Consider the following 25,789-nt stretch of genomic DNA (forward strand, 5'->3'; position numbering starts at 1 on the left):
AGTGATGGAGTCATTGATGTTATATTCGCTCGTTTCAATACGCTATTTTCAGTGATTCCCGCTTACAGGAAAGGTTTTTCTACATAAAAGTCAGGCCGCTTTACACTTTGTTATCCTTTCTTTAAACTTTCTTTTCACGTTAGGCTTTACGCCCTCCTCTTTTGCCATTGGCAACCGTATTGTGGCTGCCAGTAGCGCGCCCTCGGATTTTCATTTAATCGAATAACACTGTCCATATAAAATACTATTTGACCATTTAGTCACGCAGTGGCAATATGCTTAAAATTTGAACTTTCCGGCCTGTCCGGGGATTCCGCTTTTTATTGTTATGATGAAATAAGGGAAGCCATGCGTGTTGAACTATTCAATCGTTCGATTGAAGCAATCATTGCCAAATTGCACCAGCTCAAGGGCTCATGGATTTCTGAGCTCCATTTGCCAGGTAACCGGCTGGGTGAGGAAAAGTTCACTGAATTAGCACTTCTATTCAGCATGTTTAAGTATTTTGGCATTCATTCCCTTAATCTGCACCTCAATGCTCTCGGGCAAAACGCCGGGCCGACAGGGGTGGAATGGGTGGCTCTGTTCAACCTACTAAAGGACTCTGGGATAAGCCATCTCGATTTAGGCTCTAATCACTTTGGACTAAGAACCGGCCCTGAACTGATCGCTCTGTTCAGCGCGCTTAAAGGTTCTTCCATCACCCGCCTCCATTTAAAAAGTAATGACCTTAACCAAAAAACAGGGGCTGAGTTAGCTGCCTTAATCGCCGTTTTAAGCGAGTCAGGCCTCATTCAACTCGATTTAAGTTACAATTATTTGGGACAACGGCCAGCCCATGAATTAATCGAGTTATTTCAAACCTGGCACGGCAGGTCCATGGCTGTTCTTGATTTGGCCCACAATGAGTTGGGTAAACAGGACGGCGCCACATTGGCGATCCTGTTCAGCGCATTTCAACACTCGTTAATCACTCACCTTGGTTTACGCAGTAATGATTTGTATCTAAGAACCGGCACTGAATTCAACGCCCTGCTGCATGCCTTCAAAGGCTCTCCTGTTACCCACCTCGATTTGAGCGATAATGGCTTTTATCTCATGGCCGATACGCCGTTTGAGACCTTGTTTGATGCGCTGCAAGGCTCCTCCATCAGCCATCTCAATGTCAGTTGTAATGGCCTTGGGGAACTCGACCTGACTGAATTGACTGCGCTGTTTTCCTCACTGAAAACCACAGAGGTGAGTCATCTTGATGCAGGCGACAACGAGTTTGATTCGAAGACTGCTGAGGAATTGGCGGCTTTGTTCGATGCCCTTACCCATTCTCGCTTAATTCATCTTGGTTTAAATGACTGCCATTTTCATGAACGCACAGCAGACGAGTTGAATGTCATTTTTAATGCATTGCCGGTCCATATCAGGTCGATAAAATTATCGCTTCAGGAAGTAACCCAAATGGACTATGAGCAACGTCAGGCCATTCAACGGCGTTTTCCGAGAGCGGAGCAACTCATCCTGGTGGATAACGAGAAGGACAGGACGTTAAATCCATCGTCAAACCGGGACGATGCCAATGTCTATCGGCGCTTGGGTTTTATTGAGGTGCCGGTCCCCTCACTGGCCGGTTTAACGTCCTGTTTTGTGGTCAGCAACAACCTCCGCTTCAAACGCAACGTGGAAAGGGTACTCCCGGATGAAGTCAAGAAACGAATACTGTGATTCCCAATGAATTGAAGCATAAACCCAGCGTGGTTGTGCAGGTGGTCCGGACTTGTTCCAAACAGTGGCTGGACGGACTCCTTGTCTTTTAGGTATAGTGATTGTTTGAATCCGCTCAGCCATTTCATTAACCAGGAAGGTTTTTTATGCAAAGGATGCCCATTGCGTTGCGCTTTGTTGTGTTCAGTTTATTGTTTGGCCTGGGTTTGGTACCCCGCTCGTTTGCCATTGGCAATCACATCGCAGCTGTGGATGTGGACGGCACAACCGGGCAATACACCTCGATGGTTCTGGATGCACAGGGCTATCCGACAATCAGTTACTACGATGCCTCAGAACAAAAATTAAAGGTTGCGCATTGCTTTACACGAACCTGCAGTCGCTTTAATTCCATCGTGACCCCCGATGCAGCAGCCAGCATCGGTCAATACACTGCCGTTGCCTTAGACAGCACCGGAAAGCCGGTGGTCAGTTATTACGATGAAGCCAATTCTGCCTTAAAGGTTCTGCATTGCGGCAACAGTTCCTGTTCAGCCGGGAATACAATAGCCACCCCGGATAATACCGGATCGGTGGGGTTATACACGTCGGTAACCCTTGACGGCAATGATTTCCCGGTGGTGAGTTATTACGATGCGGGTAATGGTAAATTGAAAATTCTCCATTGCGGCAATGCCGCCTGTACTGCGGGCAACACCATGGCCACACCCGACATGACCGGCAGCAATGGCGTACAGAGTTCCATTCAATTGAATAACGCCGGTCATCCGGTGGTGGCTTATTTTGATTTCACCAACTCGTCTTTGAAAATAATCACCTGCGGCAACAGCGCCTGTAATGCCGGCAACACCACAGTCACTGTCGATTCGGTGGCCGATGTCGGCCGCTATCCTTCGTTAAAACTGGATAGCAATCAAAAACCCGTGGTCAGTTATCTGGATGCAACCAATGGGAAATTAAAAGTGCTGCATTGCGGAAACACCCTTTGCACATCGGGTAATTCACTGACCTCCCTGCCGGCTAATGCGGTGGCGGGCTATTATTCCTCCCTGTCGCTTGATGCCAATAATATACCGACCATCAGCTATTACGATTTAACCAACCAGAGCCTGAATGTGGTGCGTTGCGGTGATGCCAACTGTACGAACAACAACATCATCAATGTTCCGGACAGTACCGGGAATGTGGGCTTGTATACCTCGTTGCGTCTTGATGCCAGCAGCAATCCCATTGTCAGTTATTACGATGGCAGCAATGGCAACCTGAACGTGTTGCGCTGCGGCAGCCCCCAGTGCGGTCCAAATTCGGTTTATGTGGGTGATACCGCGACCGACGTTGGCCGCTACGGCGCTATTCAATTGGATGCCAACGGCAAACCAGTGGTGAGTTACTGGGATAACACCAATGGCGATCTGAAATTACTGCATTGCGGCGACACCTCCTGCAGCCAAGGCAATTCCATCACCAGCGCCTACACCACCGGAAATACCGGCTGGGATACTTCGCTGGCTCTCGATGCCAATGGTTATCCGGTCATTAGTTTTTATGACTTCACCGCCCAGGTCATGAAGATCATCCATTGCACCAATGCCAATTGCAGTGGGGTTAACTCTGCCGTCACTCCGGATAGTTTATCGAAACGCGCATCGTCCATGGCCCTTGATTCCGCTGGTAATCCTGTCATTGCCTCGGCTGGTCAGCCCGATCAGGGATTGAGAGTCGTTCACTGTGGGGATGCAAACTGCTCCGCGAACACCAGCATTGCCTCGCCCGATTTCCCGGTTTTCCCCGCCAATGCCGATGTGCGCGGGGTTTCTCTGGTGCTGGATGGTTCGGGCTATCCTGTGGTGAGTTTTTTTCGCGCGGATAAAAATCAATTGAAACTGTTGCACTGCGGTGACGCCAATTGTTCTGGCCCCAATAACACCTTGTCCATTCTTGACCCCGGTGCGCAGGCAGGCGATCACCGTGCGACCTCGGTAACATTAGACGCGAGCGGCAATCCAGTCATTGCCTACTGGGATACGGCCAATGACGCACTCAAGGTTCTTCACTGCGGTAACCCAGCCTGTAATGCAGGAAACAGCATTGCTTCCCCGGCGACTGGCGCCAATGTCGGGTTACAGCCCTCCATTCGTATTGACAGCGCAACGGGACGTCCGATTGTCAGTTTTGGCACCAGCACCACGATGTCAATACTCTATTGCGGTGACGCCAACTGCACCTCCGGCAATGTCATCACGGCGGTTGACCCCACCACCCAGGGTTTAGACAGCGCATTAGCCCTGGATGCAGATAATAACCCCGTCGCCAGCTACTACACACCAACTGGCAAGCACATTAAAGTGCTGCGCTGTGCAACGAAAAGCTGTCAGTGAATGGTTTTCGCCTCTCGCCATGCTCGTTTATTTCTTGCTGCGGCTAAACCTTCTGCAACGCGGGTAACGTTGGGCGCGTTACCCGCTACAATTTGGCGCGTAGTGGTGTGTTTTTTATTGGCGTCTCGCGGGCATGGTTCAAGGGTTGTGTAGCAAACCAGGTATGACCAAGCATTAGTTTGGTCCACCAGGCATCCATGCGGTCTTGATCCATCGTTTGCCAGTCAGGGGGATTCATAACCAGCGCATCGCCCATTTTTTTAGCCTTATCCACTTCTTCCGCATTATTTTTTTGCTGACTTCCCTTCCATTGCTTAAACAGGGCGGACAATGGCATCTCAGGATTAACTAACAACAGCCGATGCAGTTCAATCGCATTGCCCAGTGCTTTAGTGACACCAGAAGCGCTATGTGGCCGTAAGGTAGCTGCCGCATCCCCAACAAACAACAGCCCGTCATCCGGATAGGGATCCATTTGAAAATCGTGGATGACCTGGATAAAGGGATGGGCGGTGCCAACAACAATATCAGCAATGGCTTTCGGGAAATGCGCTTTAGCCAGGCTGTGGAGGTATTGGCGTTGGGTTTCATGCAGTAAAGTTGCAGGCACGGAACGGCTATGGACAACGTATTGGCTATCAGTCAGCCTTAATGGCAGCTGATCGCGGTCTGTTCGTTCATAAATAAGCCAGTTGATGAGCAGCTTTCCCGTTTTTTCATAATCAACTGCGGGAATAGGATAGAGTAGAAGGTGGCCATCCGCCCAGGTATAGCATTGAATGCGATTGATCATGTCATTCGACGAGTCTGCCAGGGTGCCACGCCAGGCAATATACCCGGCATAGTTTTCTGTACCTGACGCCCATTGTTTACGTACAATGGATTCACCCCCATCAGCGGCAATGACAAAATCTGCGGTGTAACTCGCTTGTGAGGCAGTTTTCAACAAATATCCGCTGTCCTCTCTGTGAATGTCGATAACATTCATGTGGGGATGAATCCACGACTCCTTGAGGCGCTTGCGAAGATTACGGTACACATCAATCCAATTGAGTGCGAACCCCTGTAACGATTGATCCCAGATTTTCACTGGGAATTCCTCTCGGCTGGCCTCTCTGTAAAAAGTACGTCCCACTATCGGCAGTCGCGGAATATCGGCATCGAATAAATCCAGCTCGATGCATTTCTCCACTAGGGCAACGGGCAGCATAATCCCCGCTCCTTGTCCTTTCATTATCCCAGAAGAACGTTCTAAAACGGTTAGTTTAAAACCCAGGCGAGATAACAGAATCGCTATGGCACACCCAGAAATTGAACCGCCGACCACAACCCCTTTTTTCATTAACATGCCCTCCTACTGGCTATGAATACAGTTGCTGTATTCAGTAACCGCCCATTTATCAAATGAACACATCGTTACATTCACAATGCAATTAACTAAACAGCATGCGTCAATGTTCTTCCTTCGATAGAAACACACAGCCAATCCCCCGCTTATATCACAACCCCATTTACAGCCAATTTGCTCATTATGTATTAAAATTAACTATTATGTGCTTTGGTAGAACGCAATGGGCCGTAAAACCATCCTCTTATCCGAAAGGATGAACGCATTAAAATCCCGCATCCGCCAGGCCGAACGGGAAACAAGTCTGGTGGATGAAATCAACAAGCGCGGTAACTATGCGAACAATGCCCTAGGCCTGTTCAGCCAGATTCAGGGCTTTTTTGCCTCAATCTTCTCTCAAAGCAAACAGCTGCCGATTATCGGCTTTATTCTACAAATGGTTTCCGTTATTCCCACAGCCATCACCACCCTTTTTGCCAAAGACAAAACCGTGGGTGAAAAACTGTTTGCCATGGGCGTTCTGGTGGTGGTTACGGCGTTAAGCATTGCCGCCTTTGTATTAACGGCCGCGGTTTCTGCAGCGATTGGTGTTGCGGTCAGCGCTCTTACCACCGTACTTGAAGGGATAAGTTTAGCCGGCAGTATCGCGGCCAAACTAACGACCCGCGCAGAATATAAGCAGAAAAAAGAATTTAATCAATTACTGGAGGCCAGAAACACGACTGCCCTGGCGGATGAAAAGTACCTGGATCCCCTGAGAGTGCGTTATCTGGAATTGCAACAGGCACTGCGTGATCCCGATTTAAAAGAGGAGGACAAAAATAACCATCAGACAGAGTCGACCTTCATTCATGATCTCCTGACCCAAAGAGGCTTGACGCTTGAGGGTGATGAAGAAAGCCAGGCGGGCAAGCTTAAAAAATGCTATGACCAGCGCCGGGAGAAAATGCTTGCGCTGACCGTGCTTGTTGAGAATCTTGAAAAGGTCGCTGATTCGATGACGCCTGATGAAAGAAAGACCCGCATCGCTGCCATTGATGCGCTTAAGGAAGGGATTGTCAAGCTGGATACAGAAATTACCGGCATCACCAAGCCCATCCATCAATTAAAGCGCAATGATTTATTAGCGAACGAGAAATTAGCCCAAACCTACACCACCTTCGCCTTAGCCGGCGCCGGAGTGGTTTTATCCACCATCGCCTTGCTGATGGCGGTCAGCGTGGTTGCAGCACCACCGGTGCTTTTACCCATCGTCGGTGGTTTGGCCATTGCCATGGCCACCATCGGCCTCATCAAATGGGTTGCTGAGAAATTTGCAGAAAAACAGGACACCAAGGCTGATAAAGAGCGGCAGGTTTTAAAGGAAGAAAGCATCCTGGATGAGTCCCTGGATTGCTATCAAACCCAGCTGGGAGAAAGGCCCAATCAATCGGCCACGTGCAGTTACTCCAATCACATGCTGGGGATTTTGCAAACCCCGCCAGAACCTCAACCCCCACAAACGCCATCCCTGACATCCCAACCGGACGGCTCCCTGGTTACCCAATCAACCCAGACGGTTGAACTCACCACCCTTCCACCCGATGCCAATCCCAACGATGCCGGGAAAGACGCGATTTACCCTTCAGCAGGTTCAAACCGCATCAGTGTGTAGAAATTATATGAAATTAAAGGCAGACAAGCCCTGAAGACTGGCAAAGGTTTTCTGTGCGATCTGAAGATAGGTAATCTGCAATTGATATTCCACAGCCAGCGATTCCAAATCCGCATCTTCAAGCCTGGATTTGGTTTCCTTGCTGATGTCGATAAGATCGGTGTTCACTTTTTCTGCCACATCCAATTGATTCAAACGAGCGCCCACCTGCGCCTGAAAGTCCAGCAGATTACCGAGGCCACTGTCTAATTGTTCAAGGATCTGGTTGTTTTCGGTGAATACACGTGCTTTGTCGCTGGCGGCTCCAAAGGGTTGCCTTAAGTTCGCAACCATGCGCGCCGCTGTCGTAAAAATGGATTCATTGGCGGCGGGGGCTACAGCAAAGGCATCCCCGGCTTCTGGTGTGCCTGTCAGGTTAATTTCAATGCCGTTAAAACTCACCGCCATGCCGTCGGCGTACAAAGGCGCGTCATCCGGTAACCCGGTTGCGGGGACCACGTTTCCACTTGCCGCACCACTCACCATGACCACCAACTGATTTTGGGTGTTTAATGCAAACTGGATAGTGTAATCATCCGCAACATAGGCTGCATTGTTCACCACACTGCCTGAGCTGGCCACCGCGGTGCCGGTATTAGGCGTTGCGGTTTCGGAGACGGTGAATCGGCCATTACCGCTTGGAACCCGCATGAACAAATCATCACCGGTGTCATTCAAAGCCACCTGCAGACCGCTGCTGATGGCTTGAAAGCGTTGGGTTTGATCGCCGTTATAGACGTATTGACCATTCATATCCCGGGAAATCGTTTGCGCTTCCGAACGGCTGCCGCTGAACATGTAGTACCCATTGCTGTCCTGGGTGTTGGCTAAACCCTGCAGTTGATCCAGTAAATTCTGGGCTTCATCCGCCAATGCTTTTCTGGCGGAATCGGTCAGCGATCCATTCCCGGCCTGCACCTGCAATTCCCTTAACTTCTGAACCACACCGGCCATATTGCCTATGACGCTTTCTTCTTGTTTAAGCGCCCCGTCGGCATTCTGGCGGTTTTGTTCAAGGCGTTCGCCAAAAAAAATGCGTTGATTCATCAAATCGATTTTAGCGGCGGCAATGGGATCATCGGAAGGCGACAGCACCCGTTTACCCGAAGACAATTGCTGCTGAATGCGCAAGGCATCCGCCTGCTGCTTCAGCATGTTGTTTAAGCCGCGCGTAAACATCTGGTTCGATGAAATTCGCATGAAATCACCTCATCACTGCAAAAAGGACATCCATCATCTGTTTGGCTACGGAGAGCAACTGGCCTGCCGCCTGGTAAGCCTGTTGCAATTGCAGCAGGTTTGCGGCTTCCTCATCCAAATTAACACCGCTTTTGCTATCACGCAGATCCACAGCCTGGTTATAGAGCATATCGGCCGATTCACTGTTTAGTTTAGCCTGATTTGTTCTTCCCCCGACTGAACCGATTAAACTGGAGTACCGATCAAACAGATTCTGCGTTCCGCCCTCAAACAATTGGTCCTGTTGAATCGCTGTCAGCTTCAACCCATTGCCGTTATCCGCAATGCCGCCGGTGTTGTAGGCGGCAGTGAATTGGTCCCCTGCCGCCGGCACACCCGATAACACCACGGAATAGGAAGGCGTCAAGGCATTGGGAATCATCACGGTATTGTCCGTGCCGGGCGTGAAGGTAAATGGGCCTGAGGTAACGGAATCGGTGACATTGACCACGTTGTATTGCGTAGGCGAAATGAATTCGATGCGGAAATCCTTGTTCACATCCGTGGTGTTTAATACATTGCCAAGACGGATGCCGCCGCTGCCTGTATTCGTTAACGCCGATTGAGTCCGTACCGGAGAGGCAAAAGCAAGCTGCCTGGCATCGGTGAGATTCAGCGTTAAATCCCGGGCAGCACCACGGGTTGGGGTCAGGGTATACGAGTCATTGTTGGCAAGATTGGCGATGTTATCCACCGTAATCGTCATGCCGTCTATGGTCACTGATCCCGCCGGAGGAGCAGGCGGCGAGCTGGTCCAGTTCAAGGTGGTCGCCTGGCCGTCAGAGCGGCGGATGACGCGGACTTCATTCGTCCCGGTATCGGTAACGTATAACTGGTAATCGCTGATTTTAACCTGGCTGATGTCGCTGATTTCTACCGACAGCACGCCAGTGCCGGTATTGGTGGTATTCGCCACGGAACGGGCCAGTTGAGCGGACAGGGTATTAAAATCGTTAAAAAAGTTTTGTCCCAGCTGATTGTTTAAATCCATCCCCAGGCGATGCTGGGTGTTAAAGGCTGACGCCAGACCCATGGCCATTTGCCCAAGAACCTGGCTGGCCTGCACCATGATGTCGTCTTCAAAGCCCAGCAGCCCCGCGATCATGCCGGCCTGCATGTTACGGGTAATGTCAACGACCCCGGCGCCATTATCGAGAAGAATCTGGGCATTCAATTGGTTTGAGCCGCTTGAATTCACCAGAAGCCTTCGCGCATCCGTGCCAATCACCAGCATTTCACCGGTACCAATGGATACATCAATGGCGCCGTCAACCCGCTCAACAATGCTGACGTCGGTCAATTTGGACAGTTCTTTAAGCACCGCATCGCGTTGATCCAGTAAATCCGGCGCATTCTGGTTCACCGTCAATTTCTGATTGATGTCGGCAATGGTTTTAGCATACACATTAATCTGTTCAACCGCTTCCCTCAATTGGGTGCTGTTGTTTCGCTGGTATTCATCAATGCGTTGCTGCATTGTTTTGAACTGCTCAACCAGAGTCTGGCTTTGTTTAAGCGCCACATCACGGGCCGCATTGCTGTCCGGCGCATCGTTAAGCTGCGAAAGGGCATTGAAAAAATTCTGCAGGTTAGCGGTAATGTTGGTGCCATCCTGAGACAGCAGTTTATCAATTTGCGCTGCCTGCTCGTAAAACACTTCGTATTGGGTTTTAGAGGCTAGAGTATCGCGCACCTGCTGATTGGCAAAACGGTCCGCGTGGCGTTGAATGTCGGTAATGACCACGCCGCTGCCAATGTATGATCCTGCAAAACGTTGCGAGGGCAACTGCCCAAAGAGCACCGTTTGCCGGGTATAATTGGGATTTTTGACATTGGCAATGTTAGTACCGACCACATCCAGGGCACGCTGAAACGCATTTAAACCGGAGGTTGCAATACCGAAAATTCCCACCATAATAATCGACTCCCATAATGTGCCGCCGGATATCAAAGGACGGGTTTATTCCATGGTATAACCAATCCTTTCCAGCGCTTGTTGTAACTCATCCCCATGGTAAATGGATAAAATTTTATCCGCATACCGGGGATCAGTAGCGTAACCTGCGTCATGAAGGGCTTTAATAAAACGATGTGGGTCATTCGCATTTGCTAAAGCCTGCTCATAACGGCTGTTGTCTTTAATTAACGAGACATAATCCGCAAAACTATTCTCAACTGACGAATACTTCTTGAATGAAGCCTTCGTCTTTACTGGTATATCGGCAACATACTCGGTTGTCTTTACCTCGACGGCCTCATTTTGCTGCTTACCTGTTGATTTTATGTTGAAAAAATTATTGCTGCTGCTGCCGTCTTCATCCCGCGTCACGTATTGCCCCCACCCGGTTTCCAGGGCAGCCTGGGCGACCAGCAGCTTGGGATCAAGCCCTAGCATACTGGCGGCCTGTTGTGCATAAGGCCAGATGGATTTAACAAACTCGTCAATGGATTGTGCTGTTTTACCCTGATCAGCCGCAGGCGTTTGCGGTTTTAAAGGCGGTTTAACCGCATAGGCCTGCTGCATCGCGGCCTGGTGCTGCAAGGGATAACCTGCATGGGTCTTCAGGGGTAACGACGATGGGGCAGCCGCTCGCTGTAAAGCGAAGCCTTGATGGCCCGCCTTAAGGGGGAAACCCTGATTAACGTGCAAGGGGAAGCCTTGATTAACGTGCAGAGGGTAACCCTGAGCGCCCTCACCCGCAGGGGTGCTCTGACGTGAAATGGTTTTACTCAATTGCTTAGTCAACATGTCCGCAAGACCGATACCCGGCCCCTTGGTGATTTCTGAAGCGTATTGTCCATCCAGCATTTCCTGGAACGTTTGCTCGTATTTGGTGCGAAAAACCGTGCCCTCTTCGACAAAATGCTGTGCCCGCATGCTTTTAATCATCGCCTGTAGAAAAATCGCTTCAAATTGCCTGGCAGCCTCAGGCAAGGCTTTTTCCGAATCATTACGGGCCTTAAGCTGCAGGGTTTGCAAGCCTTTAAAATCAGTCATCGCCACGCCGTTTGCTGTCATAAAGTCACCTTTACACTAGATGATAATAATCGTTGCATTTAATGCGCCAGCCTGCCTTAACGCTTCAAGGATGGCAATGAGGTCGCCCGGTGCCGCACCGACGGCATTGATGGCTTTCACCAGCTCCTGCAGTGTCGCGCCAGGGGCAAAAACGAAAGTCCTTGATTTTTGAGAAATATCAATCTGGCTTTCGGGCGTCACCACCGTGTTGCCCGCCGCAAAAGGATTGGGTTGGCTAACTAAGGGGTTTTCACTGACCGTCACCACCAGGTTACCGTGCGAGACGGCGACCGGCTTCACACGAACCAGTTGATTAATGACAATGGTGCCGGTGCGCGGATTGACGATGACTTTGGCTTCCGCGTCCCCGGGCGTAAATTCGATGTTTTCAAGGACGGACACGTAATCCACACGATGCCCCATGCGCTTGGGCGCAGTGACTTCAATGGAGGCGGCATCAATGGGTCTCGCGGTACCCGGGCCCATGGTTTGATTAATGGCGTCGGCCATACGGCGGGCGGTGGTGAAGTCTGGCGAATTTAAATTGTAGGTCAGCGTCTTGGAAAAATAGAATGGGTTGGGGATGTCGGTTTCCACCGTTGCCCCATTGGGTATGCGGCCGCCGCTTGGCACGTTGACCGTGACGTTAGTCCCATCCTCACCGGTCACGCTCAGACCCACAACCACCAGATGCCCCTGCGCCATGGCATAGACCCGGCCATCCGCCCCTTTCAACGGCGTCATGAGCAGCGTACCGCCGCGCAGACTTTGCGCATCGCCTATGGATGAGACATTGACATCCAGGGTCTGCCCTTTTTTCATGAACGAGGTCAGGTTGGCCGTGACGATGACAGCCGCAATGTTTTTGGAATTAAGCTTGGTGCCGGGAGGAATATTAATGCCCAGTTGCGTCAGCATGTTGCCGAAGCTTTGTTCAGTAAAGCGTGTCCCGGACTTATCGCCGGTCCCATCCAGACCGACAACCAACCCGTAACCAATCAACTGGTTGGTGCGGACCCCGGCTAAATTAGCCACATCCTTGATGCGATCTGCCGCCGCCGTATGAACCAGCACCAGTAGGGAAAAACCCTGTAATAACGCACTCCATTTACGCATAGGCCTATCCTGTTTAATCCGTCTTCCCTGTTATTCCGGGAAGAAGGGGCCCCAGATGAATCGTGAGAACCAACCCTGGGCATTGACATTATTAATCTGACCGGTACCACCGTATGCAATACGCGCATTGGCGATGCGATCAGAACGAACCGTATTGTCAGGACTGATGTCCTGCGGTCTTATCATCCCGGATACACGAACGTATTCATGCCCCTGATTGATGGATACCCACTTCTCACCCTGGATGAGCATAGAACCATTGGCCAACACTTTCGCCACAGTGACTGATATACTACCAGCCAGTTTGTTGTTCTGAATGGATCGAGCGTCACCCATGAATTGCCGTTTGGCATTTAAGTCGAAATCAAGGCTGTAGCCCGCGCCAAGCGCGATCGGTCGCCCCAGGAAGGAGCCATTAACAATCTGGCTTTTATCGTTTTTAGTCTGCATCGTTGTCGCTTTTTTCTGCGCATCGGTTTTTTCAACCAAAAGCACCGTCACGATATCCCCGGCATGACGCGCTCTGGGTGTTTCAAACAAAGGCAAAGCGGTTTCAGCATTATAAATTGCCCCCTGCGTCACCCGGCCCTGCTTGTTATCCGGGGTTACCGGATAGGTCGGAGCAAAGTCGGGAGAGTTACCGGGTGCCGGAGGGTTTAAGAGTTCGCAGCCTGAGAGCAGGCCGGCGATCGACAAGCTTACTACCAATCCTTTAGTCCTCATGATCACTACCTAATTAAAGAGTCTGAGTCAAAAACTGCATCATGCTGTCCACGGTTTCAATGGCCCGCGCATTGATTTCATAGGCCCGTTGCGCCTGGATCATGTTGACTAATTCTTCAACCACATTGACGTTGGACGCTTCAAGCGACCCCTGCTGTAACAGACCGAGTCCGGAGTTTCCAGGGTTATCCGTCTGCGCAGCCCCGCTGGCGACCGTTTCCAGATACAGGTTCTGGCCGATAGGCTGCAATCCGCCAGGGTTAATAAAATCCGTCAGCTGCATGGTGCCAATCTGGGTGGGTACGTTGTTTCCGGCAACGACCACGCTGATCGTCCCGTCGGAACCGATAGTAATGTTTTGCGTCTGTTCAGGAACAGAGATTGGCGGCTGTACCACATACCCGTTCGCGGTGACAATCTGTCCCTGTGAATCAAGCATGAACGTGCCGTCGCGGGTATAGGCCTGGCTGCCATCCGGCATGAGCACCTGGAAAAATCCGCGACCTAAAATGGCGACATCCAGCGGGTTATTGGTGTTCTGAATAGGCCCTTGGGTGAAGATTTTCTGGTTAGCGACCAGACGCACACCGGTTCCCATGTAAATACCGGTTGGGATTTCGGTATTCTGGGTCGATAAAGCGCCGGCCTGACGGAGGTTTTGGTAAATCAAATCCTCAAAGTCGGCACGTCCTTTTTTAAATCCGGTGGTACTGACGTTGGCAAGGTTATTGGCGATGTTTGTGATGTTTTCGGATTGCGCATCAAGACCGGTTTTACTCACCCACAGTGCTGGTTCCATGGCTATTCCTTGTCATTGCCTACTGAATTACTGCCTTACTCTTGCAATAGTTGTGCCAATCTCTGGGCATTCTCGTCCACGGTCTGCATGACTTGAAGCTCAGCCTCAAATTCACGGCCAGCCGCTATCATATTGACCATTTCGGTGACGACATTGACATTGCTGCCTTCCAGCGCACCATTGACGACGCGAATGGCGGGATCAGGCACAGCGGCGCCGCCGGAGAGGTGCATTAAGCCATCCAGGCCTTTGGTCAGATTTTTAGGTTCAATTTTGACTACTTTTAAGCGATCAATCACGGACACTTCCCTCGGATCGCCATCCAGGGGCACAATGGAAATGGTGCCGTCACCACCAATGTTGATGCTTTTCGCAGGCGGAATGGAAATCGGCCCGCCATCGCCCAAAACCGGGAGCCCGGAAGCGGTCACTAGCATGCCGGTGGAGGTTAAGTGGAAATCCCCCGCACGGGTATAGGCTTCTTTGCGTTGAGCATCCTGGACCGAAAACCAGCCATCCGGACCTTGAATCGCCACATCCAGGTCGCGGCCGGTGGTCATGATTCCACCCTGCGAAAAATTGGTGCCATTGGCTTCTTCGATGGGTATCGCCTGATCGATAATGGCAGGCCCCACCACGTACATCGATTCGGCCTGAAATAAATCGGCCTTAAATCCCGGGGTGTTGGCATTAGCCAAATTATTGGCAGTGATGGTCTGACGGTCAAAATTAATCTGCGAGCCATGCATCGCATTATACAGAATGGGTTCCATCATGAACTCCCGTCTTTGTTATTCTTATTAGTGACCCGAAGCACGTAACCTATTAACGGATATTAATAATCGTCTGCGCCATCGCATCGCCAGTCTGAATCACTTGCGCGTTCGCCTGGAAATTACGTTGAGCAGTAATCATCTTGACCAATTCCGCTGTCAAATCCACATTGGAGCCTTCAAGCGCCCCGGATTGAATAAGACCCAGGCTTGCGGTACCTGCCACGCCGACCAGCGGCTGTCCGGAAGACGACGTTTCCGCCCAGTTGTTGTCGCTGATGCTTTGCAACCCGTCAGGGTTTGAAAAGTTGGCTAACAGCACCTGCCCCATGGCCCGTGACTGACCATTGGTGTAGCGTCCAAAAATAACCCCTTCCTCATCGACATCCAATCCTTCAAGACGGCCGGTTGTTACGCCGTTTTGAACATTGGATTGCACAGCAAACGGGCTGCCGAACTGGGTGCTGTCAGAAAAATCGACAGTAAAGTTCAGAGGTTGCGCCCCGTTGCTTAAGGTCTGAGTCAGAGGAATCAGGTTATTGGCCAAGGGGTTGTTGGCCGTATCCGCGGCACTGGCAAATGTGCCGTCATCATTAAAGTTGACCCGAAACAGGTTGTCGGTGTTGTTGGCACCTACGTTGGCCGGCACGTTCTGATTATCAATCTGAAACGCCACGTACCATTGGTTTTCAGTTCCCGGCGGCGAAGCGGCATTGGGCGTACCCGCTGCTGCGGCTGCATCGGCACGGATAAAATACATGGTTAAGACATGCGAATTACCCAAACTGTCATAAATCGTTGATGACGTGGGATTATTGTAGGTGTCTGTAGCCGGCGTTGCTCCACCGACCCAGGCCACAGAGGGTGGGGTGCTGTTTGCAAACAGATTCACACCGATCTGCGCATTGGTGGTCGCACTGGGCGGCACGTTGGACGTATTGATGCTCAAATCGCCAACCGTGGTCGTGATGTTGCCGCTGGAATCCGCCTGATAGCCCACCAGCCGTTGTTGCGACGCATTCACCACAAAGCCGTCATCGCTGACGCCAAATGAACCGGCACGGGAGTAAAGGCGAGTACCGCCACTGCTCAGGGTAAAGAAGCCGGAGCCGGTGATGGCTAAATCCAGACTGTTATTGGTAAATGACAAGGAGCCCTGACCAAACATCTGCTGGACGCGGGAAAGACGCACACCGCTGCCTATTGCATACCGGCCCCCGCCAAAAGCACCAGTGGAATAAACATCAGCAAATTCTGCTCTGGACATTTTAAAACCCGTTGTGGAGGCATTAGCGATGTTATTGCCAATAACCTCCAAGTCGCTGGTCGCAGCCTGAAGACCACTGATTGCTGTTCCAAATACCATAGCGTTATCCTCCAATTAAAATCAATAAAACGCATTGATTACTGATTAAGCAGTAATTTGTCGAACGTCACTTAAAGCCACTGAACCAATACCAGCCACGTTCAAGCGAACGCCTTCTCCATTCTGACCGAGGTTCACGCTGTCAACATTGGCAGCCACCATGGTTTTTAAGGCCACTTCCTGCCCCTGAAAATTGCCGGTGACTTTGATGGTGTATTTACCGGCCGGCATACGCTCACCCTTCTGATTCATACCATCCCAACTGAATTGGAATAGTCCCAGTTCCTGGGTCCCTAAAGGAATGGTGCGCACCAACTCGCCGTTTTCACCATAAATGGATGCCGCGAGGTTTGAGACCGGCGCTGGAATGTCAACCGCCGCATTGGCCTCACCCTCAGCGCCCAGCTTGAATGTGCTGCTGGGTATCAGTACTTTGCGGCCAACCAGCGCAGACGCCTGCAAGGCTTGATTGGACTGCAAGGACGAAGCCAATTGGGAAATGGACTGCTCCATGCGGGCAATCCCGTCATTGGTACTGAATTGCGCCAATTGCGCCAAAAAATCACCGTTTGTTTTTGGATCCATGGGGTCCTGATTACGTACCTGGGCAATCATCAAGCGCAAAAAATCTTTTTGTCCAAGACTTTGATTGCCGCTGGTCGTCGGCAGGCCAGGCATGTTCACGTTGGTATTGATTCCATTAATGGAAGCCATAATTTAAACTCCTTACTGTCCCAACTGTAGTGTTCGTTGCATTAACTGTTTAGCGGAGCTAATCACTTCAAGATTGACTTGATAAGCCCGTGAAGCCGAGATCATGTTTGCCATTTCCCCGACCATATTGACGTTAGGTACATACACATACCCGGCCTCGTTAGCGAGAGGATTGCTGGGGTCGTAGCGAAGAACGGGTTCGAGCTCGCTTTCATAAATCCCGGCTACCTCCACGCCCGCGGTTTTTCCGGCAATGGCATTGCGTACGGACAGATTCGCCTGCTCCTGCACGGATTGAAAAAGCGGGTACTGTGGACGGTAAACATCATCCGGGTTACCCGCCACCACATTAGCATTACTCATGTTGCTGGCAGTGGTTGACATACGGGTCGTTTCAGCGACCAGCCCAGAACTGGCAATATCAAATACCGTGTTCAATGACATATTATTCCCCTCTCAATGCCAACATCATGTTTTTTATCTTGCTGTCCAAAAACGTTAAACTGGCTTGATACGATAGTGAGTTTCTTAAAAATTCCGTTGTTTCTATGTCTTTATCCACTGTGTTACCATCCAGCGATGATTGGGTTGGATTCCGGTACATGAGTTGAGACGAATAGCCATTTTTGGCCACAATGTGACCAGGTTGGTCAGTAATCATCCTATTTGCTGACGATGACGACATCGCCTGTTTTAACGTCTCATTAAAATCAATGTCTCTTGCTTTGTAATTGGGTGTATCAGCATTAGCCAGGTTGTTTGCCAGTTGCGATGCCCGCTGGTCGCGGATCAGTAATGCTTTGGCATGTACCCCCAGATAGCTGTCCAAATCAATTGTCATGCTCCCTCCTCATGCTGACTTACTTTTTAACAAAGCAATTGCTATGCCAAATCCCTGTAATTTGGTAGGATAGGTGGCGGCCAAACGTTTCCATTACAGCGGAGCAATTTATGAGCGACCATAGCCTTTCTCTCCCCACCGATGCTGTAGAACAAATCAAAACTTACCTGTTGCAGTTACAGCAAGAAATCTGCCAATCTTTACAAACCATTGACGATAAAGGCATTTTTTTCGAAGACGCTTGGACGCGTGAAGGTGGTGGCGGCGGAATATCCCGGGTTTTGGAAAAAGGCCATGTGTTTGAAAAAGCCGGCGTTAATTTTTCTTACGTGCATGGAGAAAGTTTGCCGCCGTCAGCCACCCTCCAGCGTCCGGAACTCAGTGGCCGGCAATTCACGGCATTGGGTGTTTCGCTGGTCATCCATCCTGAAAATCCCTACGTTCCCACGTCGCATGCCAATGTGCGGTTTATTACGGCTGAAAAGGAAGACGAGCCGACGGTGTGGTGGTTTGGCGGTGGGTTCGACTTAACCCCGTATTACGGCTTTGAAGAAGACTGCCGTCATTGGCATCAAACGGCCAAAGCCGCCTGTCAACCTTTTGGCGACGATTTGTACCCCCGCCTTAAGGCCTGGTGCGATCGCTATTTTTTCATCAAGCACCGCAATGAAGCACGCGGCATCGGCGGACTTTTCTTCGATGATTATCATGAAATCAGTTTTGAAAACAGTTTCGCCTTAATGCGCAGTGTGGGCGATCATTACCTTCAAGCCTACCAACCCATCGTGCTGCGGCGAAAGGATATGCCGTACGGAGAGCGTGAGAAAGAATTCCAGCTGTACCGACGAGGCCGTTATGTCGAATTTAACCTCATTTACGACAGAGGCACCCTGTTTGGCCTGCAATCCAACGGTCGGGCGGAATCCATTCTTATGTCCTTGCCGCCGGAGGTCTGTTGGCAATACAACCTGCAACCAGAGCCAGACACCCCCGAGGGTCGATTGTACAGCGACTTTTTACCTGCGCGCGACTGGCTGCGGTAAGGACGTTTTCGGTTTGCTGAGCGCTTAGCCCCGGCAAACCGACATTAATGGCGACGGATAACCCGCCAGAGAACGATGGCTGCGACCGCATTAAGAGCCCCGAGCAATAAAAACAGAAACGCGATACTCATTTTAAAATGAATCAGCACCATTAATATCACGCTGCCCACGACCATCGCGAGTGCATTTAGAATATTGTTCGCTGCCACGGTACGGGCACGCTCGTGTTCGGGACAACTGACCTGAATAAAGGTATAAAGAGGCACAATAAAAAGGCCCGCCGAGAAGGCAAACAGAAAGAAATCAAGCGTGACAGGCCAGTTGGAAAAATGCAGCAGAAATCGCCCTAAGGATTGCAGGGGCAAATGCTCATCCACTGTGGGGGTCACCCAATAAAGGTTCATGGCAAAAAAAGACAACAGCAACATGGCCGGCGGCACGTACTTCAAGGTAATGGCCCCTTGCAGCATGCGGCCTATGGTCAACGAGCCTAGGGCAATACCTATGGAAAACATCGCCAGAAACAGCGCGAAAACCGAGGTATCCGCCCGCAGAACATAATGAGTGTAATCCGGCAGCTTGGTCGTGATCACCGCGCCAATCAACCAAAACCAGGAAATCGTCAGGATGGCCGGTAAGGTAATACGATTGGCAAAGGTCTGACGCATCATGGTGCAGGTCGCCCGCCAGACATGCCAGTCGATAGCCACGGTGACTTTACCGGGCGCCGGAGGAATAAACCAGCTGGCCACCATGCCGGCGACAGCAGCGCTTAAAACAAGACCAACGGCATAGCCCACGTGCGAGTGGGTTGTGCCTATGGTCAAAGCGCCCAGGGTGGTACCAAGCAAAATGGCAATAAACGTGCTGGCTTCAATCAAGGCCGTTGCGCCCAGCAACTCTTCGCGGGCCAGGTGATCGGGCAGAATAGCGTATTTGATAGGCCCAAAAAAGGTGGAGTGGATGCCCATGCCCATCAAGACCAACAGAAGTAGCGTCATGCTTTGGATTGAAAAAGCCAAACTGCCGATGATCATCAGCACCAGTTCGAACACTTTGATAATCTTGGTCATCAAGGCTTTATCATACCTGTCCGCCAATTGCCCGCTGGTGGCTGAAAATAAAAAGAACGGCAGAATAAATAAACCGCCGGAAAGTGCCTGATAAAATTCAGAGTGCGATTGTGAGGACGCCAGATGGTAACTGATCAAAGTCAGCATGGACAATTTAAACGCATTGTCATTGAATGCGCCGAAAAACTGAGTAATAAATAAGGGTAAAAAAGTTCTTTTTTTCAAAAGATAAGCTTCACGCAAGGCCATACGGCTCCCTTCTTACGGCAAGAGTGAGCAACTTACTGTTAATAGCCAGTAAAGTCAAATGATCTGGATTTAGGAGCAAATTGCTACAATTCAGAGCACCAATGTGGTTTAATAGGCCGTTTTGTATATTGAAAAAGAGATGTTATGGCTTTAATTCGTGCGATTTCACTGGATTTTGATGGGGCAATTTTTAACGACGATTTTCATCGCCACAAAGAGGTCATTAGAGCCAATAAAGCCCTGCTGGATCTCATTGCAACCAATGCCGAAGGCTATGACAGCACCACGCTTTATGCCGGTACCAACCGCCAGTCCGTTAGTGATGATCGCGCCAATGCGTACAAAAATGACACAGGATCTGCCTTCCCGCACCTGATGCAACTGGCTGCCTATTTAAAAGACAAGCTTCGAAAGGTAAAACTCGACAAGTTCCTGCTGACTGATCTCTACCATCAGCGCAAAGCGGGAGAATCCTTTAATGAAGCCCTGAGCTTATTGGACAAAGACAACCTGCATTATGATCAGGAAAAGATGAAAAATGGCCCGTTTAAAGATTGGCTGCACGACCAGAGCAAGTTGACGCTGCTCTATGCCCAAATCCATCGGTTCGCCAAACAGCATCCCAAAGACGCCCTGGATTTTTATTTTTATGATGATCGGGAAGATATCCTGGAAAAGCTGCACGCCTATTTTCAGCAAAATCCTAATCGGCTTCCCAGTAACCTTTGCCTGCGTATTAAACGCTATTGCGGGGAAGGCTCCCTGAAAGATTATCCCTCTATTCAGGGAACTGGAAAACTAGACAAAAAATACAAAGCCACGGTCAAACGCCTGGCGGCTGATACGCTGGAGTCCGTGCGATTCCAACAGAAATCGCCCGCTAATGGCAAAGGCAGGCCGATTCACACTTACAAGGAAGCCGAAGAGAGTAATTTTGTACTGACCGTTAATCTGGATTGCATCACGGACTGCCAACTCTTAGCGGCACAACAACCTCTACCCGTAGCGGCTGCAGCCTCTACTCAGCCGACCGATGGCGACCTGGTGCTCGAAAAAAGCGCTTCGTGGCACTCGTTTACCAAACCGGCGACAGAAAATGACCGTTCTCATTTATTGAGGCAGCGCTCTGTGCCGCATACCTCAGCACAGCCCCCCTCTGAGCCTTCCCACGGCCATCCAGAATCAAGCAATCAGGCTTTGCAGACAGAGAATGCCGGCGATAATCTGGCGATTTTAACCAGTGCGTTGCCCGCCATTCCCCCTGTTTCAATTTCACCGGTCTCTGAAGAAAGCCTGAACGCCGCCGAGGCGGCTATTCCTGTCAGTGAAGAGAAAAAATCAGAACCCATTGCCTGGCAGTTTTACAGACCCGCCACTTATCCTTTGCCCGAAAAGCCTTTGTTAAGACAGACCTCAAGCACAACAGCCATCGCCTCTCCTACGCGGGATGAAAACAAACGGCCCGCTCAATTTCTTTGACGGCCCCGACTGTCTAACGCCTTGACGCATGGGTTAAGGCGTTTCTGCTTACTGACTGGCTGGTTTAGCCTGGCATTCCTGTGGAATTAATGGGCAGCTGTAGGCATTGCGGGTCACGCTGAAAATCACATTCCCATGGTGATAAACCGGATTATGATGTACTTCACCCACGCAATTCAGTAACCATTGTTTTTTGTTCCCAAGCACGACAAAATCACCGTTTTGAGTGTTAAGCGGCAGATTCACCAGGCTTCTTAAACTGATGGGAGTCGATTGCCAGGCCGGCTGTTTTGTCGATTGATAATGAATATACAACGGCGTTTCTTCCCCGTTTAATTTCGCATGGGCTTCCATCGCTTCCAAATGGCCATCGAGGCAACGCCAGTAGACCTTGTAATCATCGGCATAAGCCCAGGATGATAAAACCGTTAAAACAAAAGTAAACAATGCAATTTTCATGTTTCTTTCCTTAGCTTAAGGATTAGCGTCCGTTGAATAGTTTTAAAGCCCATTAATGATTGGTTTTCTCTTCCCTCAACGCGGCGCGGCGGCTTAATGAGGAAATTATCTTTTCCAGACTGTGCTGATGGGGCGGCTCCTGTTCGATGATCGCTCGCGTTCGTTGTTCACAATACTCCTTTACTTCCCGATCAGGCAAGATGTAAAAAGTACCTTTTTCGACCTCCTTGAGGATATGCTCCGCCACGTCTTCAGCAGGGCGGCTGCGGGCAATTAATTCTTCAAGCATGGTATGCAACGTGTCGACATGAAGCGGTGCGGAATGGGATAACAGCGGCGTATTGGCAAAGGAAGGACAAACCACCGACACAGAGACTGGTTTCTCTAACCGCTGCAAATCAAAGTGCAGGGATTCAGACAAGGCCACAATGGCATGTTTGGACATGGCATAGGCCGCCATTTGCGAGCCGCTGCATAAACCATAGAAACTGGCCATATTAATGACATGAGAGGGATGGTCCTGCTTGAACAGCACAGGTAAAAAAGCCTGAAGCCCGTGAATGACGCCGAATAGATTCACATCCATGACTTTACGGATATGCTCGCTGGTTAATTCCCACACCGGGGCGAAGTGGCCGCTGATACCGGCATTGTTAAACAGCAAATCCACCCGGTTAAAGCGTTCGAAGGTTTGTTTAACAAGGTGCCTTAAACTTTCCGGACGCGACACATCACACACCACACCCAGCACCTCGGTAGAGGTTGCCGCACTGAGTTGCTCCACCTGATCACACAGCGTACTGACAGCATTGTCAGCCATGACCACATGGATGCCTCGCCTGATACAGGCCTGAGTTAATGCCAAACCAATACCGCTGGCAGCGCCAGTAATCACCGCAACCCGTTCATTCGCATTCACCTGATATTCCCCGCTGCCACAATCATGGAAATTCGATCATAGCGATTCTTAAGAGGGGTGGTCAAGCCAGGGCATTGAGCTGCTGCAGATTTAAACCATCTGCAGCTTTCGCAAAGACTTATTCGCTGACAATCACAACATCCTGTGCTTTGTATCCCTTGGGACCTTTGTCAAGAATAAAAGTTACGGTATCGTTTTCATGGAGAGTTCTAAATCCAGAGCCTTGGATATCTTTGTAATGTACAAATATGTCATCACCCTGCTGATTGACAATAAATCCAAATCCTTTTTTTTCATTGAACCATTTAACATGGCCACTTTCTCTTTGCGACATTCACTATCCCCTTTGTCTTTAGCTCCTCTACCTGGAAGGGTAGAACTAATACTTTAGCATCCACTCCAGTTCAAATTGCACGGACAACCCTTAAGGAATACCCTGATACCATCAAATTTGCGCTACAATGGATACGTCGTCATGCCAGACCCAACTGGCATACCTCTAGCATATCAGTTTTTTGTTGATTGTTAACGATTTTTTTTAATATTGCGGTGGAGGCTCGTTATTTTGAACAGTATGAACAATTCTATGATGACTTACTCTAAAAAAGAGTTTATTCGCATGGCCTTAGCCTGCGATGTACTTAAATTCGGTGAATTCACCCTGAAGTCCGGACGGAAAAGCCCTTATTTCTTCAATGCTGGCCTGTTCTATCAGGGTGACTCGCTGCGCCACCTTGGCCATTTTTATGCGAAGGTGATTATTGATCATCACATTGATTGCCAACACCTGTTCGGTCCTGCCTACAAAGGCCTTCCCCTAGCGACTGCCACCGCCGTGGCTCTGGCTGAGCGCGGCGTTAATACCACGGTCACCTTTAACCGTAAGGAGGCCAAGGATCATGGCGAGGGCGGTCTATTAATCGGCGCGCCCCTTTCAGGCAAGACCGTCATGATTGACGACGTGATCTCAGCAGGCACGGCCTTTCGCGAGGCGCAACACCACATCCACACGCACGGGGGGCAATTATCCACTGTCGTGATTGCACTCAACCGTTGCGAACGTGGTGCGGGCAACACCTCGGCTGTGGCGGAAATTGAAGCCCAGGGCATTCAGGTGTTATCCATCGTGACGTTTTTTGACCTGGTGGAGTATTTGAACGAAGAAGGCGCGAAGGAAGAAGTGAAACGGATGCAGGCGTATCGCGAGCAATACGGTTATTGACAGCAAATCGGGCCCGGAGGGCCCGACAGGAAGGAATTAATAGGCTGCGATATCAATGGTTTTGATTTTCTGAGTGATTTGTTTGCCATGGCGGTTAATGGTCAGATTCACGGCGTCACCCACTTGAATATCCGTCAGCAGATTATAAAGCGCATCGTAATTTTTTACAGGATGGCCGTTCAGCGCAACAATGATATCGCCCAGTTGAATCCGTCCCCAATTGTCACGATGCGTCCCGCGCAGGCCTGCCTTTGCTGCCGGCGTATTGGGCAGTACATCGGCAATCAGGATGCCTTTAACAATGCCAAGGCGGCTAGCGATACTGGGCTCCACACGCTGGATGCCAATACCGGCCAATACCACACGGCCATTTTTAATCAGTTGCGGTACAATACGCTGAATGTCATCTGCCGGCACCGCAAAGCCCACACCGGCTGATGAACCGGAATTGGAATAAATCGCGGTATTCATGCCAATCAATCGCCCTTTTGAATCGAGCAAGGGGCCGCCGGAATTACCCGGATTGATTGACGCATCGGTTTGAATCATGTCGCGAATCGTCACCCCGCCCGCTCCGGGCACCTGACGGCCCAAGGCGGAAATCACCCCAATCGTCAGACTGTGATCCAGGCCAAAGGGATTACCGATAGCAATAACCTTTTGCCCCACGAGAAGATCGCCGGTACGGCTTAACTCAAACGGTTTAAACCCCTTTAATTTTGCAAGCACCTGGGGTGAGGTAATCTGCAATACCGCAATGTCCTTACGGGGCTCAGAACCAATGACTTTGACGGGGACCGTCCGGTTATCAATGGTGACGCTCAATTGATCCGCGCCATGGACAACGTGGTAATTGGTGACAATATGCCCCTTCTCATCCCAGATAAAGCCGGAACCCGCGCCGGCAGGAACATGCGCTTTCTGGTAGGCATGATTGGCCGTCGGTTTAATGACATTGGCTAAGCGATGCACATAGACAACCTTGGGCGAAAAGCGTTGAAAGACCTCAATGGTATTGCGCTCATTCGGCAGCAGCTCATCCAGATTGGTTGCGTGAAGCGAAGGTAAAAAAAGTAACGACAACGAGAAAACAGCACTGCGAAAAAATTTATTGATCATCCCCAAACTCCATACCAATAGCGCCAGTTAAACGTTTGCGAATACTCTGGCGGGCCAATAACTTATCAATAACAGATTTAGGAAAATCGGTTATTGTAATTATATTTTTACTGATTAAAACGTCAATCAAGTCTTCCAAAACCCGGATCAATTGCAGATCGGACTGGATGAGCTTATACCGGTCGTGGCCCTCGCAACGACTGAGGAATTCGATAATTTCCGGATTATCGAGAGGCAATTGCTCTGCCTGGTCATCCCCCTGCTCGGTGATAGCGGTGATTTGACCGCTTTTGTCACGCCTAATATAAACCACTTGGATCATCCTCTGATATCATTGGTTGAATTATGCACTATTTTAGCGGATTTGACCATTGTTAATTTTCATGAGTTGAACCACGCCAGTTCGTATCGAGGTATCCAGAGCAAATGCATTGACTTTATCCTATGTGCTAAAATGACAGCAGTATAGTCATCTCCCGGACCAGGAATGTCTGCGGG

At 50.1% G+C, this 25,789-nt stretch carries 24 protein-coding genes and 1 pseudogene; 6 read left to right on the forward strand and 19 right to left on the reverse strand.

Translation table 11 applies throughout. The features are described from left to right. The first annotated feature begins 348 nt into the window (after positions 1-348). Positions 349-1,719, forward strand: coding sequence for a leucine-rich repeat domain-containing protein (locus DYE45_RS09465; RefSeq protein ID WP_115300829.1), 1,371 nt, complete (start codon positions 349-351; stop codon positions 1,717-1,719). A gap of 146 nt (positions 1,720-1,865) precedes the next feature. Next, positions 1,866-4,097 (forward strand): hypothetical protein, encoded by a 2,232-nt coding sequence (locus DYE45_RS09470; protein ID WP_115300830.1) that lies wholly within the window; start codon positions 1,866-1,868, stop codon positions 4,095-4,097. An 85-nt stretch (positions 4,098-4,182) separates the two neighbouring features. On the opposite strand, the gene DYE45_RS09475 is transcribed toward DYE45_RS09470, so the two are convergent. After that, positions 4,183-5,331 carry an FAD binding domain-containing protein gene (locus tag DYE45_RS09475; RefSeq protein ID WP_242602689.1) on the reverse strand — a complete coding sequence of 383 codons (1,149 nt, stop codon included), beginning with the start codon at positions 5,329-5,331 and terminating at the stop codon, positions 4,183-4,185. Then, positions 5,332-5,445, reverse strand: a pseudogene (locus DYE45_RS15035) (NAD(P)-binding protein); the annotation flags it as partial. 223 nt (positions 5,446-5,668) lie between these two features. Between DYE45_RS15035 and DYE45_RS09480 the strand changes: the two are divergent. Then, complete coding sequence (locus tag DYE45_RS09480; protein WP_108337471.1) at positions 5,669-7,099, forward strand: T4SS effector SidA family protein; 1,431 nt, start codon at positions 5,669-5,671, stop codon at positions 7,097-7,099. A 3-nt stretch (positions 7,100-7,102) separates the two neighbouring features. On the opposite strand, the gene flgL is transcribed toward DYE45_RS09480, so the two are convergent. Genes flgL through flgB form a run of 11 tightly spaced genes read right to left on the reverse strand, consistent with a single transcriptional unit; the run spans position 7,103 to position 17,728 of the window. Further along, a complete protein-coding gene (gene flgL, locus DYE45_RS09485) occupies positions 7,103-8,338 on the reverse strand; it encodes a flagellar hook-associated protein FlgL (protein ID WP_108292841.1) in 1,236 nt (411 codons plus the stop codon). 4 nt (positions 8,339-8,342) lie between these two features. After that, complete coding sequence (flgK, locus tag DYE45_RS09490) at positions 8,343-10,292, reverse strand: flagellar hook-associated protein FlgK (RefSeq protein WP_165481687.1); 1,950 nt, start codon at positions 10,290-10,292, stop codon at positions 8,343-8,345. A 45-nt stretch (positions 10,293-10,337) separates the two neighbouring features. Next, entirely contained in the window at positions 10,338-11,396 is a 1,059-nt protein-coding gene (gene flgJ, locus DYE45_RS09495; protein ID WP_108292843.1) for a flagellar assembly peptidoglycan hydrolase FlgJ, read from the reverse strand. 15 nt (positions 11,397-11,411) lie between these two features. Next, complete coding sequence (locus DYE45_RS09500; RefSeq protein WP_108292845.1) at positions 11,412-12,512, reverse strand: flagellar basal body P-ring protein FlgI; 1,101 nt, start codon at positions 12,510-12,512, stop codon at positions 11,412-11,414. Positions 12,513-12,542: 30 nt separating this feature from the next. Further along, positions 12,543-13,235, reverse strand: coding sequence for a flagellar basal body L-ring protein FlgH (locus DYE45_RS09505; RefSeq protein WP_108292847.1), 693 nt, complete (start codon positions 13,233-13,235; stop codon positions 12,543-12,545). 13 nt (positions 13,236-13,248) lie between these two features. Further along, positions 13,249-14,034 (reverse strand): flagellar basal-body rod protein FlgG, encoded by a 786-nt coding sequence (gene flgG / locus DYE45_RS09510; RefSeq protein WP_108292849.1) that lies wholly within the window; start codon positions 14,032-14,034, stop codon positions 13,249-13,251. Positions 14,035-14,069: 35 nt separating this feature from the next. Continuing rightward, on the reverse strand, positions 14,070-14,807 hold the full coding sequence (gene flgF / locus DYE45_RS09515) for a flagellar basal-body rod protein FlgF (protein WP_115300832.1): 738 nt from the start codon (positions 14,805-14,807) through the stop codon (positions 14,070-14,072). A gap of 52 nt (positions 14,808-14,859) precedes the next feature. Then, on the reverse strand, positions 14,860-16,173 hold the full coding sequence (gene flgE / locus DYE45_RS09520) for a flagellar hook protein FlgE (RefSeq protein WP_108292853.1): 1,314 nt from the start codon (positions 16,171-16,173) through the stop codon (positions 14,860-14,862). A gap of 45 nt (positions 16,174-16,218) precedes the next feature. Continuing rightward, positions 16,219-16,851, reverse strand: a complete 633-nt coding sequence (locus DYE45_RS09525; RefSeq protein ID WP_239005329.1) for a flagellar hook assembly protein FlgD — start codon at positions 16,849-16,851, stop codon at positions 16,219-16,221. 48 nt (positions 16,852-16,899) lie between these two features. Beyond that, complete coding sequence (gene flgC, locus DYE45_RS09530; RefSeq protein WP_108292857.1) at positions 16,900-17,331, reverse strand: flagellar basal body rod protein FlgC; 432 nt, start codon at positions 17,329-17,331, stop codon at positions 16,900-16,902. Between the two features lies 1 nt (position 17,332). Further along, a complete protein-coding gene (gene flgB / locus DYE45_RS09535) occupies positions 17,333-17,728 on the reverse strand; it encodes a flagellar basal body rod protein FlgB (protein ID WP_108292859.1) in 396 nt (131 codons plus the stop codon). Between the two features lie 110 nt (positions 17,729-17,838). On the opposite strand from flgB, the gene hemF reads away from it, so the two are divergent. Further along, positions 17,839-18,771, forward strand: a complete 933-nt coding sequence (gene hemF / locus DYE45_RS09540; protein WP_108292861.1) for an oxygen-dependent coproporphyrinogen oxidase — start codon at positions 17,839-17,841, stop codon at positions 18,769-18,771. Between the two features lie 44 nt (positions 18,772-18,815). On the opposite strand, the gene DYE45_RS09545 is transcribed toward hemF, so the two are convergent. After that, positions 18,816-20,093 carry an MFS transporter gene (locus tag DYE45_RS09545; RefSeq protein WP_108292863.1) on the reverse strand — a complete coding sequence of 426 codons (1,278 nt, stop codon included), beginning with the start codon at positions 20,091-20,093 and terminating at the stop codon, positions 18,816-18,818. A 144-nt stretch (positions 20,094-20,237) separates the two neighbouring features. Here DYE45_RS09545 and DYE45_RS09550 point away from each other — a divergent pair, with 144 nt between their 5' ends. Continuing rightward, a complete protein-coding gene (locus DYE45_RS09550) occupies positions 20,238-21,572 on the forward strand; it encodes a hypothetical protein (protein WP_108292865.1) in 1,335 nt (444 codons plus the stop codon). 48 nt (positions 21,573-21,620) lie between these two features. Here DYE45_RS09550 and DYE45_RS09555 read toward each other — a convergent pair whose 3' ends face one another. The 3 genes from DYE45_RS09555 to DYE45_RS09565 form a co-directional block, all read right to left on the reverse strand. Further along, positions 21,621-22,031, reverse strand: coding sequence for a hypothetical protein (locus DYE45_RS09555; protein ID WP_108292867.1), 411 nt, complete (start codon positions 22,029-22,031; stop codon positions 21,621-21,623). A gap of 52 nt (positions 22,032-22,083) precedes the next feature. Beyond that, on the reverse strand, positions 22,084-22,950 hold the full coding sequence (locus DYE45_RS09560) for an SDR family oxidoreductase (protein ID WP_115300833.1): 867 nt from the start codon (positions 22,948-22,950) through the stop codon (positions 22,084-22,086). A gap of 118 nt (positions 22,951-23,068) precedes the next feature. Further along, a complete protein-coding gene (locus DYE45_RS09565) occupies positions 23,069-23,284 on the reverse strand; it encodes a cold shock domain-containing protein (RefSeq protein ID WP_058531354.1) in 216 nt (71 codons plus the stop codon). A gap of 255 nt (positions 23,285-23,539) precedes the next feature. Here DYE45_RS09565 and pyrE point away from each other — a divergent pair, with 255 nt between their 5' ends. After that, entirely contained in the window at positions 23,540-24,172 is a 633-nt protein-coding gene (pyrE, locus tag DYE45_RS09570; protein ID WP_108292915.1) for an orotate phosphoribosyltransferase, read from the forward strand. Positions 24,173-24,208: 36 nt separating this feature from the next. On the opposite strand, the gene DYE45_RS09575 is transcribed toward pyrE, so the two are convergent. Both DYE45_RS09575 and DYE45_RS09580 read right to left on the reverse strand, forming a co-directional pair. Further along, on the reverse strand, positions 24,209-25,291 hold the full coding sequence (locus DYE45_RS09575; protein WP_115300834.1) for a S1C family serine protease: 1,083 nt from the start codon (positions 25,289-25,291) through the stop codon (positions 24,209-24,211). Next, positions 25,281-25,613, reverse strand: a complete 333-nt coding sequence (locus tag DYE45_RS09580) for a hypothetical protein (RefSeq protein ID WP_370447869.1) — start codon at positions 25,611-25,613, stop codon at positions 25,281-25,283. The genes DYE45_RS09575 and DYE45_RS09580 overlap by 11 nt, the downstream gene beginning before the upstream one ends. Between the last annotated feature and the right edge of the window lie 176 nt (positions 25,614-25,789).

It is taken from the genome of Legionella taurinensis, assembly GCF_900452865.1.
In the GTDB taxonomy this organism is placed as follows: Bacteria; Pseudomonadota; Gammaproteobacteria; order Legionellales; family Legionellaceae; genus Legionella_C; species Legionella_C taurinensis.